This is a genomic window from Burkholderia sp. AU16482, from assembly GCF_002223285.1.
GTDB classification, from domain to species: domain Bacteria; phylum Pseudomonadota; class Gammaproteobacteria; order Burkholderiales; family Burkholderiaceae; genus Burkholderia; species Burkholderia semiarida.
This window is the reverse complement of the sequence record NZ_NKEY01000001.1, coordinates 116850-129747: the sequence shown is the minus strand read 5'-3', so window position 1 is coordinate 129747 and position 12898 is coordinate 116850. Positions and strand designations below refer to the sequence as shown.

At 69.1% G+C, this 12898-nt stretch carries 11 protein-coding genes; 3 read left to right on the top strand and 8 right to left on the bottom strand.

Features of this window, described 5'->3' with window-relative positions; all coding sequences use genetic code 11:
- Positions 1-8: 8 nt before the first annotated feature.
- Together CFB35_RS00620 and CFB35_RS00615 are read right to left on the bottom strand one after the other, a co-directional pair.
- Positions 9-557 carry a hypothetical protein gene (locus tag CFB35_RS00620; protein ID WP_089464440.1) on the bottom strand — a complete coding sequence of 183 codons (549 nt, stop codon included), beginning with the start codon at positions 555-557 and terminating at the stop codon, positions 9-11.
- Positions 558-735: 178 nt separating this feature from the next.
- Entirely contained in the window at positions 736-2262 is a 1527-nt protein-coding gene (locus CFB35_RS00615; protein ID WP_059580582.1) for an aldehyde dehydrogenase family protein, read from the bottom strand.
- Positions 2263-2582: 320 nt separating this feature from the next.
- On the opposite strand from CFB35_RS00615, the gene CFB35_RS00610 reads away from it, so the two are divergent.
- Entirely contained in the window at positions 2583-3011 is a 429-nt protein-coding gene (locus CFB35_RS00610) for a pyridoxamine 5'-phosphate oxidase family protein (RefSeq protein WP_089464439.1), read from the top strand.
- 161 nt (positions 3012-3172) lie between these two features.
- On the opposite strand, the gene CFB35_RS00605 is transcribed toward CFB35_RS00610, so the two are convergent.
- Positions 3173-4786 (bottom strand): MFS transporter, encoded by a 1614-nt coding sequence (locus CFB35_RS00605; RefSeq protein WP_089464438.1) that lies wholly within the window; start codon positions 4784-4786, stop codon positions 3173-3175.
- A 155-nt stretch (positions 4787-4941) separates the two neighbouring features.
- Between CFB35_RS00605 and CFB35_RS00600 the strand changes: the two genes are divergently transcribed.
- Complete coding sequence (locus CFB35_RS00600) at positions 4942-5826, top strand: LysR family transcriptional regulator (protein WP_059638463.1); 885 nt, start codon at positions 4942-4944, stop codon at positions 5824-5826.
- Here CFB35_RS00600 and eutC read toward each other — a convergent pair.
- The 4 genes from eutC to CFB35_RS00580 form a co-directional block, all read right to left on the bottom strand.
- Positions 5819-6616 carry an ethanolamine ammonia-lyase subunit EutC gene (eutC, locus tag CFB35_RS00595; protein WP_059638465.1) on the bottom strand — a complete coding sequence of 266 codons (798 nt, stop codon included), beginning with the start codon at positions 6614-6616 and terminating at the stop codon, positions 5819-5821. The two genes, CFB35_RS00600 and eutC, sit on opposite strands and share 8 nt — an antisense overlap.
- Positions 6613-8010, bottom strand: coding sequence for an ethanolamine ammonia-lyase subunit EutB (locus tag CFB35_RS00590; RefSeq protein ID WP_089464437.1), 1398 nt, complete (start codon positions 8008-8010; stop codon positions 6613-6615). The genes eutC and CFB35_RS00590 overlap by 4 nt, the downstream gene beginning before the upstream one ends.
- Before the next feature lie 100 nt (positions 8011-8110).
- Positions 8111-9523, bottom strand: a complete 1413-nt coding sequence (eat, locus tag CFB35_RS00585) for an ethanolamine permease (RefSeq protein WP_059638470.1) — start codon at positions 9521-9523, stop codon at positions 8111-8113.
- Between the two features lie 235 nt (positions 9524-9758).
- The gene (locus tag CFB35_RS00580; RefSeq protein ID WP_059638472.1) at positions 9759-11222 is read right to left on the bottom strand and encodes a mechanosensitive ion channel; all 1464 of its coding nucleotides are present in this window, start codon (positions 11220-11222) and stop codon (positions 9759-9761) included.
- A 276-nt stretch (positions 11223-11498) separates the two neighbouring features.
- On the opposite strand from CFB35_RS00580, the gene CFB35_RS00575 reads away from it, so the two are divergent.
- Positions 11499-12380 (top strand): GyrI-like domain-containing protein, encoded by an 882-nt coding sequence (locus CFB35_RS00575; protein WP_089464436.1) that lies wholly within the window; start codon positions 11499-11501, stop codon positions 12378-12380.
- 168 nt (positions 12381-12548) lie between these two features.
- Here CFB35_RS00575 and CFB35_RS00570 read toward each other — a convergent pair whose 3' ends face one another.
- A complete protein-coding gene (locus tag CFB35_RS00570) occupies positions 12549-12890 on the bottom strand; it encodes a zinc ribbon domain-containing protein (RefSeq protein ID WP_089464435.1) in 342 nt (113 codons plus the stop codon).
- Positions 12891-12898 lie beyond the last annotated feature (8 nt).

Here is a 12898-nt window from a genome sequence, read left to right as displayed (position 1 = left end):
GGGGCGTGCTACGGAGCCGGCCTCAGCCGCACGACCCGCGTGCCGCAATTGCCGTATGCCTGCGCGATCGCCAGTTCGACGATCGCGCTGCCGGCCGCCCACGGCGCCGCGTCCGCTTCCGGCAGATCCGCGCGCAGCGTGGCGCGACCGTTGATCCGGTAGCGCAGGCCGCGCACGAAATCGACGAACAGCAATCCGACGCCGCGGCCGTCGCAGGCGGCCGCGTCGATCCGGGCGCCGTCGCCGTCATGCGCGGCCGGCAGCGCGAAGCGCAGCGTCTTCGTGTCGATGACGCGCACCACCGGCAGCAGATCGCCGTTCGCGTCGCGCCGGCTCTGCACGATGTCGCAGGTCATCGGCGCACCGGCGCCCGATGCCATGCCGACGAACATGAACGGCTGCGATTCGACGAACTGCCGCACGCCGACGCTCAGCCGCGTGGTCACGGCGTCGCTCATCCGCTCGGCTTCGTCGGCGACGCCGAAGCGGTGCTGCGCGTCGAGTTCGCCCGGATGGAATACCGGGTGACGCGGAAAGGATCGGGGCGGTTCTGCCATGCTGGGAGCGGTTGCATGCATCGGCGCACCGTGCCGCCGCGAACAGGCGGCAGCCGGCGGCGTTGCCGGCGCCGGCCGTGCAGGGAAACGCAGCCGGCGCCGACTGTCGAACAAGGAAATCGAACCGGGCGACGTGCCGGGCCCGACCGGCCACGACACGTCGCCACGGCTTCGGCGATCAGAAGAACCCGAGCGCCTCGGCCTGATAGCTGACCAGCAGGCACTTCGTCTGCTGATAGTTCGACAGCGCCATCTTGTGCGTCTCGCGGCCGATGCCCGACTGCTTGTAGCCGCCGAACGCCGCATGCGCGGGATACAGGTGATAGCAGTTGGTCCACACGCGGCCGGCCTCGATCTCCCGGCCCATGCGGTACGCACGCGTGCCGTTGCGGGTCCACACGCCCGCGCCGAGCCCGTAGAACGTGTCGTTCGCGAGCTCGATCGCTTCCTGCTCGTCCTTGAACGTCATCACCGACGCGACCGGCCCGAAGATCTCTTCCTGGAACACGCGCATCTTGTTGTTGCCGAGCAGCATCGTCGGCTTCACGTAGTAGCCCGTGCCGAGTTCGGCGGCCGGCGCCGTGCGCTCGCCGCCCGTCAGGCATTGCGCGCCTTCGCCGCGGCCGATGTCGATGTACGACAGGATCTTGTCGAGCTGCTGCTGCGACGCCTGCGCGCCGATCATCGTCTGCATGTCGAGCGGGTGGCCGGCCTTGATGCGCTCGACGCGCGCGACGGCCTTCTCGATGAAGCGGTCGTAGATCGATTCCTGGATCAGGATCCGCGACGGGCACGTGCACACTTCGCCCTGGTTCAGCGCGAACATCGCGAGCCCTTCGAGCGCCTTGTCGAGGAACGCGTCGTCCTGGTCGAGCACGTCGGCGAAGAAGATGTTCGGGCTCTTGCCGCCCAGTTCGACCGTCGACGGGATCAGGCTTTCGGCCGCCGCGCGCAGCACGTGCTTGCCGACCGGCGTCGAGCCCGTGAACGCGATCTTCGCGATCCGCTTGCTGGTCGCGAGCGCTTCGCCCGCTTCCTTGCCGAAGCCGTTCACGATGTTGATCGCGCCGGCCGGGAACAGGTCGCCGATCAGTTCCATCAGCACGAGCACCGACGCGGGCGTCTGCTCGGCCGGCTTCATCACCACGCAGCAGCCGGCCGCGAGCGCGGGCGCGAGTTTCCACGCGGCCATCAGCAGCGGGAAATTCCACGGGATGATCTGGCCGACCACGCCGAGCGGCTCGTGGAAGTGGTACGCGACGGTGTTGTCGTCGATTTCGGAGATGCCGCCTTCCTGCGCGCGGATGCAGCCCGCGAAGTAGCGGAAGTGGTCGATCGCGAGCGGCAGGTCGGCCGCCATCGTCTCGCGCAGCGGCTTGCCGTTGTCGATCGTCTCGGCCACGGCCAGCAGCTTCAGGTTCTTTTCCATCCGGTCGGCGGCGGCGAGCAGCAGGTTCGCGCGCTCGGCAACCGACGTCTTGCCCCACTTGCGGCGCGCGGCATGCGCGGCGTCGAGCGCCAGCTCGATGTCGTCGGCGCCGGAGCGCGGCACGCGGCAGAACGGCTGGCCGTTGATCGGCGACACGTTCTCGAAATACTCGCCCTTCACGGGCGCCACCCACTTGCCGCCGATGTAGTTGTCGTATTGCTGGCGGTACGGGTATTCGACGTCGAGGCCCAGTTGTTTCAGGTCAAACGGGTTCATACATGTCTCCTGTTCATCGTGCTTGTGTGAGTACAGCGCCGGTTGGAATGCGCTGATCCCGTTTACGCAACATGCGTGCCAAACGGAACGGGAGCATGTCGATCGCGGCCGGCGCGCGTGCGCACCGTGCGGTGTTCACGCACGCAACACGACGGGTGTACCGATTCTGAACACCGCGGTTGCGCAGCGCTGCGGCCGGTGTTCGGAATTTCCACAGTGCGCGGCTGCGCGCTGCACGCGGAGAACGCCGCGTCGCGTGGCATGTCGCTTGCGTGCTTATTGCGGATCCACACGCCACGGCGCACGCGCCGACCGACACCATGAACGATCGCGGCCCCCTGACCGACGACGCCATCGCGTTCATCCGCGAGCAGGCTTTCCTGATCGTCGCGACCGCCGACGCGGCCGGCAACGGCGACTGTTCGTATCGCGGCCGCCAGCCGCGCGCCGACGGTTCGTTCACGCCGCTCGTCGATATCCCGGACCGCCGCACGCTGGTGCTGCCCGACTTCGCGGGCAACAACCTGCTCAACACGATCGGCAACCTGCTGGTGAATCCGGCCATCGCGTTGCTGTTCGTCGATTTCGTGCGCCAGACGACGTGGCTCGTGCAGGGCCGCGCGACGCTCGACGAGGATGCGCGACGCCACGCGGACCTGTGGCCGGATGCGCTGCGGTGTGTGGTGATCGACGTGGAATGCGCGCAGGCGCGAACGGATGCGGACTTGCCGCCGCTCGTGCTGGCGTGATGCGCGGCGGGTGACGCGCCCGCCGACGGAGGACCATGCGGGCTGCGTCGACCGATGTGCTGATGTGCTGATGTGCTGATGTGCTGATGTGCTGATGTGCTGATGTGCTGATACGCCGATGGGCCGATGGGCCGACCCGCCGAATCACCGCGCTGCAACGCTCAACGCCCATGCGTCTCCGCACCGGCCGGCGCGACGCGGCCGCGCGCCGACGCCTCGGCATGCGCGCGGCCGTCCGCATCGTCGCCCGCTTCGTCGGCAACCGGCCGCCCACCGAGGAACCCGAACACCACCACCGCGCACAGCACCGTGACGACGGCCAGCCCGATCAGCAGCCGGTCGAACGCGTGCGCGTAGCTCGCGATCAACGCCGCACGGCCGACACCCGGCAACGCGGCAGCCGCGCCCGCGAGATCGCCGGTCGCAAGCCGCGCGGCGGCGCGCAGCGTCGCGTCCGGCGCGCCGACAGCTCCTGCCGCCTGCGCGAGGCCCGTTTGCGCGAGCGCGGCCAGCGCCGCGCCGACGATCGCCAGCGCAATCCCCTCGCCGGCCACGCGCGTCGTGCTGAAAATGCCCGTCGCCATCCCCGCGCGCTCCTTCGGCACGACGCTCACCGACAGCCCGTCCATCAGCCCCCACGGCATGCCGGCGCCGACGCCGATCGCGAGCATCGGCGCGATCGCCGCCGGCCCCGCGCCGCCGCGCAGCGCGATGCCGAGCCACACGAGCCCGCCCGCCGCGACCAGCAGCCCGAGCCCCGAGATCACGCCGGCCGACAGCCAGCGCGTGAGCGTCGCCGCGACGAGCGGCACGAAGAGCATCGGCGCGGAGATCGCGAGCATCAGCCAGCCGGCGTCGATCTCGCTGAAGCCGTCGATGCCGATGAAGCGCAGCGGCAGCACGACGAGCAGCACGATGTAGCAGCAGCAGGTCGACACCGGCAGAACCTGCACGCCGACGAAGCGCGCGATGCGAAACAGCGACAGGTCGAGCATCGGCCGCGCGACGCGCGTCTCGATCGTCACGAACGCGCACGCGCCGAGCGCCGCGCCGGCCAGCAACGCGATCACGAGCGGGCTCGACCAGCCGCGCGCGGGCGCTTCGATCACGCCGAACGTGAACAGCGTCAGCGCGGCCGTGAATGCGGCCGTGCCGGGCCAGTCGAGCCCCGTCGCGTGCGGGTCGCGCGACTCGTGCATGCGCGGCAGCCCGAACGCGAGCGACAGCACGCCGGCCACCGCGCTCGTCACGAAGATCGCGCGCCAGCCGTAATGCCCGATCAGCCCGCCGGCGAGCACGGGCCCGAACGCGAGCCCGATCCCGAAGGTCGTGCCGAGCAGGCTGAACGCACGCGTGCGCGCCGCGCCGTCGAATTCCTGCGCGAGCGCGGCCGTGCCGCCGGCCAGCGCCGCCGCCGCCGCGAGCCCTTGCGCAGCGCGCAGCAAATCAACGGCGAGCATCGACGGCGCGAACGCGAGCGCGACCGACATCAGCGTGAAGCCGCCGACGCCGATCGCGAACAGGCGCTTGCGGCCGAACTGGTCGGCCAGCGCGCCCGACGCCATCAGGAAGCTGCCGAACGCGAGCATGAACGCGTTGGTGATCCAGTTCATCGCGACCGGGCTGCCGTGCAGGTCGCGGCCGATCGCCGGCGTCGCGACCGCGCCGCCGGAAAACGACAGCGGCAGCGCGACGGCGGCCATGCAGACGGCGGCCAGCACCCATGCCCTGCGGCGCGCGGCCAGCGCTGAAGCAGTTGAAACCGGGTGATCCATCATCGCTCCTCGAAAAGCCGGCGCGGATGCGCCATCAGAGCGACAGAAGATAAATCGGATTCAATTCGCGAAAAACCACGCAAAGCTCCGCATATAACGGACTAAAATTCCGCAATTGACCTGCTGGCGTGCGTCGCCGCACGCCCTTCGATTCGATGGAAAACCTCACCGGCATCGTCGCGTTCGTCCGCACCGCCGAAGCGCTGAGCTTCGTCGCGGCCGGCCGCACGCTCGGCATCTCGGCGTCCGCGGTCGGCAAGACGATCGCGAAGCTCGAGCAGTCGCTCGGCGTGCGCCTGTTCAACCGCACGACGCGACGCGTGACGCTCACCGACGAGGGACGGCACTTCTACGAGCGCTGCCAGCGGATCCTCGAGGATTTCCGCGACGCGGAGGCGACCGTGACGGCGTCCGCGCAGCGCCCGCGCGGCAAGCTGCGCGTGAGCCTGCCGGTGATCGGCTACCGCTTCCTGCTGCCGGTGCTGCCCGAATTCCGGCGGCGCTATCCGGACGTCGAGCTCGATCTCGATTTCAACGACCGGATGGTCGACGTGGTCGAAGGCGGCTTCGACGCGGTGATCCGCAGCGGCCCGCTGTCCGATTCGAGCCTGATGTCGCGGCGGCTCGGCCCGTTCGCGTTCGTGCTGTGCGCGACGCCCGCATATCTCGCGCAGGCCGGCACGCCGCGCACGCCGCGCGAGCTCGAAGCGCACGACTGCGTGCGCTACTGCTTCCCGACCACCGGCAAGCTGCAGGACTGGGCGCTCGCGGCCGACGACGGCACGCCGCTCACGCTGCGCACCGCGATGACCTGCAACAACATGGAGGCGCTGCGCGGCGCCGTGCTCGCGGGGCTCGGCATCGGCTACATGCCCGACTTCCTCGCGCGCGACGCGCTCGAACAGGGCGCGCTCGTCACCGTGCTCGACGACTACCGGATCGCGCCGGGGCAATTCTCGATCGTGTGGCCGTCGAGCCGGCAGCTGTCGCCGAAGCTGCGCGTGTTCGTCGATTTCCTGTGCGAGCGGCTGTTCAGGTAGTCGCCCCGATCCGCTCCGCCTGCGCTGACGGCAGCAGCGCGTCGCTGTCGTCCTTCAGCCCGACGCCCGTCAGCCCGAGCCTGCGCGCATGCGTCATCAGGTAATGCAGCTTGTGCGCGGCGGCCGCGTGCGGCAGCCCTTCGGGCCGCACGTTCGAGATGCAGTTGCGCAGCGCGTCGTGACAGCCGACCTTCGGCGCCCACGTCAGGTACACGCCGAGGCTGTCCGGCGAGCTGAGCCCCGGCCGTTCGCCGATCAGCACCGCGACCACCTTCGCGCGCAGCAGCTCGCCGATCTCGTCGCCGAGCGCGACGCGCGCCTGCGTCGCGACCACCACCGGGCCGATCCGCCAGCCGTCCGCGTCGAGCCGCGGCCGCACGGCCTGCAACAGCGGCAGCGCCTGCTTCGCGGCCGCGAACGCCGACAGCCCGTCGCCGACCACGAACACGACGTCGGGCGCCTCGTCGAGCGCCGCGCCGTAGCCGGCCAGCAGCCCGCGGCTGTCGTCCGACAGCTTGCGGCCGAGATCGGGCCGGCGCAGGTAGTGGTCGCGGTCGGGCGCGGCGCTCTGCACGCGCAGCGTCGGCAGCAGGCCGGCCGCCTCGATCTCGCGCCGCAGCGCATCCGCGTCGAGCGGCTGGTGCACCGCGTCGCGCGCCTGCGCATGCGACAGGTTGAAGGCCAGCAGCGGCGCGGTCGGCAGGCTGTTGCCCGCACGGCCGAGCGCGATCCGCGCGTTCGTGAACGACTTCAGTTGCGCCCACGGATTCTTCTCGACGGCGTCGCTCATGCGGAAATCCCCATCCAGTCGTTCGCGCCCGCGAGCAGCGGCACGCGTGCCGACGCCGCGCGCAGCGCGCCGTGCGCGTCGGCGATCTCCATCGTCTCCAGCCATTCCTCGAATTCGGGCGCGCGGCGCAGGCCGAGCACCTCGCGCACGTAGAGCTGGTCGTGGAACGACGTGCTCTGGTAGTTCAGCATCACGTCGTCCGCGCCCGGAATCCCCATGATGAAGTTGATGCCGGCCGCCCCCAGCAGCGTCAGCAGCGTATCCATGTCGTCCTGGTCGGCTTCCGCGTGGTTCGTGTAGCAGATGTCGCAGCCCATCGGCACGCCGAGCAGCTTGCCGCAGAAGTGATCCTCGAGGCCCGCGCGAATGATCTGCTTGCCGTCGTACAGGTATTCGGGCCCGATGAAGCCAACCACCGTGTTCACGAGGAACGGCTCGAACTTGCGCGCGACCGCATACGCGCGCACTTCGCAGGTCTGCTGGTCGACGCCGAAATGCGCGTTCGCCGACAGCGCGCTGCCCTGTCCCGTCTCGAAGTACATCAGATTGTTGCCGACCGTGCCGCGCTTCAGCGCCAGCGCGGCCTCGCGCGCCTCGCCGAGCAGCGCGAGCGAGATCCCGAAGCTCGCGTTCGCCTTCTCGGTGCCCGCGATCGACTGGAACACGAGATCGACCGGCGCGCCCTTCTCGATCGCCGCGATCGTGTTGGTCACGTGCGTGAGCACGCACGACTGCGTCGGCACGCCGTAGCGTTCGCGGAAACCGTCGATCATCGCGAGCAGCTTCACGATCGCCGCGAGGCTGTCGGTGGCCGGGTTGATGCCGATCATCGCGTCGCCGCAGCCGTACATCAGCCCGTCGAGCATCGACGCGGCGATGCCCTTCACGTCGTCGGTCGGGTGGTTCGGCTGCAGCCGCACCGACATCCGGCCGGCCAGCCCGACCGTGTTGCGAAAGCGCGTGACCACGCGGCGCTTCCTCGCGGCCGCGATCAGGTCCTGGTTGCGCATCAGCTTCGACACGGCCGCGACCATCTCGGGCGTGAGCCCCGGCGCGATCCGTTCGAGCGCCGCGCCGTCGGCCGCGGGCGACAGCAGCCAGTTGCGGAAATCGCCGACGGTGAGGTGCGAGATCTCCGCGAACGCGTGCGCGTCATGATCGTCGACGATCAGGCGCGTGACCTCGTCGTCTTCATACGGGATCACCGCTTCGTTCAGGAACGCCTTCAGCGGCACGCCCGCGAGCGCGATCTTCGCGGCGACGCGCTCCTCCTCGCTCGCCGCCGCGACGCCGGCGAGCTGATCGCCGGAACGCAGCGGGCTCGCCTTCGCGAGCAGCGTCTTCAGGTCCGCGAAGCGGTACGTGCGCGGACCGATCGTCTCCGTATAGGACATCGTTCGAATCTCCTTGCCAAAAGCCGACGGCGCGCCCGTTCGGCGGGGCGCGCCGGATGCCGTCAGGAACGGCCTTTCACGTTCGCCGTCGTCATCCTGCTCACTCCTCCAGCAGCGCGTCGCCGGGGGCGCTCGCGCGCTGCGAACGGGTCGCGAGGAAGTACGCGTAGCCGACCGCGAGGAAGCCGACGAACACCAGCGCGACCAGCCCGTTGAAATACACCATCGTACCGAGGCAGACGAGCGCCGCCAGGATCGCGAACGCCGGGAAGATCGGGTACAGCGGCGCGCGGAACGGCCGCGCCATGTTCGGCTGCGAGCGGCGCAGCTTGAACAGCGCCGCCATGCTGACGATATACATCACGATCGCCCCGAACACCGACATCGTCACGATATTCGCGGTGAGCGTCTGCCCGCCGAACTGGATCAGCTCGTCGCTGTAGATCGCGGCGATCCCGACGACGCCGCCGGCGAGGATCGCGCGATGCGGCGTCTTGAAGCGCGGATGCACCTTCCCGAGCCATTCGGGCAGATAGCCTTCGCGGGCCAGCGCGAAGATCTGGCGCGAATAGCCGAGGATGATCCCGTGGAACGACGCGACGAGCCCGAACAGCCCGAGCCACACCAGCATGTGCATCCAGCCGCTGTTCGCGCCGACGATGTACTTCATCGCCTGCGGCAGCGGGTCGTTGATGTTCGCGAGCTTGGTCCAGTCGCCCGCGCCGCCGGCGAACACCATCACGCCGATCGCGAGCGCCACGAGGGTCAGGATCCCGGCCACGTACGCGATCGGAATGGAGCGCTTCGGGTTCTTCGCTTCCTCGGCGGCCATCGCGACGCCCTCGATCGCGAGGAAGAACCAGATCGCGAACGGAATCGCCGCGAACATCCCGTGGAACGCGCCCAGGCTGAAATGGTCTGCGCCCGACCAGCCGCCCTTCGTGAAATTGCTCCACGCGAAGCCCGGCGACACGACGCCCATGAACACCAGCAGCTCGAAGATCGCGAGCAGCGTGACGACGAGCTCGAAGGTCGCCGCGATCTGCACGCCGACGATGTTCAGCGCCATGAATACGAGATACGCGCCCATCGCCGCGTGTTTCGGTTCGAGCCCCGGAAACTGCACGTGCAGGTACGCGCCGATCGCGAGCGCGATCGCGGGCGGCGCGAACACGAACTCGACCAGCGTCGCCGCGCCGGCCAGATAGCCGCCGGTCGGGCCGAACGCGCGGCGCGCATACGCGAACGGGCCGCCCGCGTGCGGGATCGACGTCGTCAGCTCGGTGAAACTGAAGATGAAGGTGGTGTACATCGCCGCGACGAACAGCGCGGTGATCACGAAACCCAGCGTGCCCGCGCTCGCCCAGCCGTAGCTCCAGCCGAAGTATTCGCCGGAAATCACGAGGCCGACCGCGATGCCCCACAGTTGCCAGGTCCCGAGCGTCTGCTGCAGCGCGGGCTGGCCGGAGGACTTGGCGCCGGCGGCGGGCCGGCCATTCGACTCTGCTTTCATCGGACTCTCTCCTCAAGGGCGCCGGGCCTGCGGGCCCGCGCGACTGAGAATCGATGCTAGAGAGTCATTAAACGACGTGTTATCGAAATTCGGCAAAGATCGCGGCTGACATTTCGCTTGCGGAAATGCTCGCTGAAACGCCAGCCGCGCGGGTTGCCGAAGGCTTGCGGAAACGCCGGCCGCGCGGGCTGGAACGCCGGTCCGGCCCTTCCGATGCGGGCCGGATCGCGCATGCTTACTGGCCGCCGCCGCGCTGGTTGAACCAGCGGTCGAGCAGCTTGCCGGCCGCTTCCCGGCCGCCGAGGCCGAACGACAGCGCAACGGCCACCGCGATCGCGCCGAGCACGAGGCCGAACGCGAGCTGGACGATTTCGTTCGCGATGCCCATCGCGCGCAGCCCCATCGCGAACACGAGGCCGAGGATCGCGAACTGCGCGATGCGCGCGAACAGCACGCTGTGCTCGCGATCGGCCTGCTCGATCACGCGGCGCGCGAGGCCCGCGAGCCACACGCCGATCACGAGGATCACGCCGCCCATCAGCACGTGGCCGCCGAATTCGATGAACAGCGTGACGACGTCGCGCACCTGCGTGAAGCCGAGCCGGTTCGCGGCCTCGACCGACGCGAACAGCATCGCGAAGAACACGATCAGCCGCGCGACCAGCACCGACGGCTGCAGGATCCCCGAGAACACGCGCTCGACGCCGAGCACGGCCGGCAGCCCGTCGACACCGGCCGCTTCCAGCAGCTTCTGCGCGAGCGACGCGACGAAGCGCGCGAAGTAGAACGTGACCAGCACGATCACGATCGCCGCGACGATGTCCGGCACCGCGCCGAGGAACTGGTTCAGCATGTTGGTGGCGGGGATCGAGATCGCGTCGATCTTCAGCGCGTCGAGCGCGGAGATCAGCGTCGGCACGAACACGAACACGTAGACGATCGTGCCGACCAGGCTCGACACGCGCACGGGCGTCGGGCTGTCGATTCCTTGCGTGAGGCGGTCGGCGCCGGCGGCGACCAGCAGGTTCGTCACGAGGCCGCGCAGCACGCGCGCGACGACCCAGCCGACGAAGCCGATCACCGCGGCCGCGAAAAGGTTCGGCACGATCGCGAGCAGCTTGTCGACCATGCCCTGCACCGGCGACAGCAGGCCCGACAGCGCGAACGACGCGAGGATCGCCGGCAGGAACATCAGGATCACGAGCCAGAACAGCACGTCGCCGAGATAGCCGCTCATCGGCTGCATGCCGGCGCTTTCGGACAGCGTGGCGTCGACCTTGCTCGCCTTCAGCGCGCGGTTCGCGAGGCTGCGCAGCAGCGACGCGATCAGCCACGCGATCAGCGTCAGCGCCGCGCCGCCGATCAGGTTCGGCAGGTAGTTGACGATGTGCGTGACGAGCAGCGAGAACGGATTGGATACCGCGTACAGGTTGAGCACGTTGAAGATGCCCACCGCGGTGACGAGCAGCACGAGCCAGAACAGGCCGCCGGCGATGATGCGTTCGACGCACGCGCCCTGGCCGGTGCTGTCGGTGATCCGCTGATCGACCTTCAGCGCATTGAGCAGCCGGAGCGCGCCGGCCCGCACCGCGACGGCGATCAGCCAGCCGATCACCAGGATGCCGATCGCGCCGGCGATCTTCGGCAGGTATCCGCCTAGCGTGGTCTGCAGCGACGTGATGAAGCTGGAAGCATCCATTTCTTCTTCTCCCGAAAAACGTGGCGTTGCGATTGAACATCGACGAACTACCTGCGTACTTCGAAATGCGTGCTGCCCCGTGCGAGCAACTTACCCGAGAAAAATGACGCGTTCATCCGATTTCACCGTCTTTAACTTTAGTCATAGATCGCGGAGGGACAAGACCCCATTTCGGTGAAATAAAAAGGGGACGGAGTTCGGGCGGCTACGCATTTCCGCAAGATTTGTCCATTCGGCCCGTGCTACCGTGGCGTCGGTTCCAGCCCGGACACGCCGATGCCCCCAGCCGACACGAAAACCGACCCGCCCGCATGGGCCCGCTACGCGGCCAGCGTGGCGCGCGTCCATGCGTACATCGGCGCGCATCTCGACGGCCCGCTCGACCTGAACCGGCTCGCCGAAGTCGCGTGCCTGTCGCCGTATCACTGGCAGCGCGTCTACCGCGCGCTGTACGGCGAATCGATCGTGCTGACGGTGCGGCGGATGCGGATCGTGCAGGCGTCCGAGGATCTCGTCTGCACCGCGCGGCCGCTCGACGAGATCGCGCGGCGCGCGGGCTACGGGTCGACGCACGCGTTCGCGCGGGCGTTTCGCGACGCGTACGGCGTGCTGCCGGCGGAGCATCGCCGCACGGGCACACACCGGCCGATTTATCCATTACAGCGAGGAGAGGAAGACATGTTCAAGCATGAGGTCGAGATCCGGCGTCTGCCGGAACTGCGCGGCTACGCGGTGGCGCACACCGGCGCGTACCTGAAGGTCGGCGACGCGTTCGGCCGGATCGGCGCGTGGGCCGGGCAGCACGGGCTGATCGGCCCGGGCGCGAAGATGATCGGGATTTTCTACGACGATCCGGACACGACGCCCGAAGCACAATTGCGCGCGAAAGCGTGCATCATGCCGGCCGACGGCGTGCCGGACGTCGCGCCCGTGCCGCCGGTCGAGCGTGCGACGATCGCAGGCGGCGAATACGCGGTGCTGCTGCATACCGGGCCGTATGCGGACCTGAAGACGGCCTACCAGTGGCTCTACGGCGACTGGCTGCGTCACTCGGGCCGCGAAGCCGCCGACGCGCCGCCGTTCGAGCTGTACCTCAATACGCCGATGGACGCGGCGCCGGCCGACCTGCGCACCGAAATTCACCTGCCGTTGCGCTGAGTAAAGGGTGCGTAGAGGGTGCGTCGCTGAGCCGTATCTGGACGGACCGCGACGATATTGCCGGCGCGAGCATGCCCGGGACGACATCGGCCATGCCGGTGCGCCGGCCGTCGAACGAAGCGTGCCGGCCTGTGCTCATGCACGGCCGGCACGAACGCGCGGATATCTTCAGGCCACCTGCGTTCCGCAGCCGGGACAGAACCGCGCGTCGGTCGCCAGCGCCGCGTGACAGCGGCTGCAGGCCTTGCCGCGTTGCGCGGCGCCGCACTGCGCGCAGAAGCGTGCATCGGCCGCGTTGAGTGCGCCGCAGCCCGCGCAGGCAAGCTGGCTCAGCGCCAGCTTGCCGCCCTGACCACCGTCGCCCGCGTCGGCCGGCGCCTGCCAGCCCCAGCCGTGGCCGCCGTGCCCGCCCTGGCGCGACCCGCCGTGATGCCCGCCGCCGTGGCCGCCATTTCCGCTATTGCCGTGCCCGCTGCCATGGCCGCCGAAGATCCATTTCAGAAAACTCATCGCCCGCT

Excerpts from the sequence above, each read along its gene's own strand:
- CFB35_RS00600 (WP_059638463.1), top strand. The coding sequence starts at position 4,942 with ATGGAAAACCTCACCGGCATCGTCGCGTTCGTCCGCACCGCCGAAGCG.
- eutC (WP_059638465.1), bottom strand. The coding sequence starts at position 6,616 with ATGAGCGACGCCGTCGAGAAGAATCCGTGGGCGCAACTGAAGTCGTTC.
- CFB35_RS00615 (WP_059580582.1), bottom strand. The coding sequence starts at position 2,262 with ATGAACCCGTTTGACCTGAAACAACTGGGCCTCGACGTCGAATACCCG.
- CFB35_RS00620 (WP_089464440.1), bottom strand. The coding sequence starts at position 557 with ATGGCAGAACCGCCCCGATCCTTTCCGCGTCACCCGGTATTCCATCCG.
- CFB35_RS00605 (WP_089464438.1), bottom strand. The coding sequence starts at position 4,786 with ATGGATCACCCGGTTTCAACTGCTTCAGCGCTGGCCGCGCGCCGCAGG.
- eat (WP_059638470.1), bottom strand. The coding sequence starts at position 9,523 with ATGAAAGCAGAGTCGAATGGCCGGCCCGCCGCCGGCGCCAAGTCCTCC.
- CFB35_RS00575 (WP_089464436.1), top strand. The coding sequence starts at position 11,499 with ATGCCCCCAGCCGACACGAAAACCGACCCGCCCGCATGGGCCCGCTAC.
- CFB35_RS00610 (WP_089464439.1), top strand. The coding sequence starts at position 2,583 with ATGAACGATCGCGGCCCCCTGACCGACGACGCCATCGCGTTCATCCGC.
- CFB35_RS00570 (WP_089464435.1), bottom strand. The coding sequence starts at position 12,890 with ATGAGTTTTCTGAAATGGATCTTCGGCGGCCATGGCAGCGGGCACGGC.
- CFB35_RS00580 (WP_059638472.1), bottom strand. The coding sequence starts at position 11,222 with ATGGATGCTTCCAGCTTCATCACGTCGCTGCAGACCACGCTAGGCGGA.
- CFB35_RS00590 (WP_089464437.1), bottom strand. The coding sequence starts at position 8,010 with ATGTCCTATACGGAGACGATCGGTCCGCGCACGTACCGCTTCGCGGAC.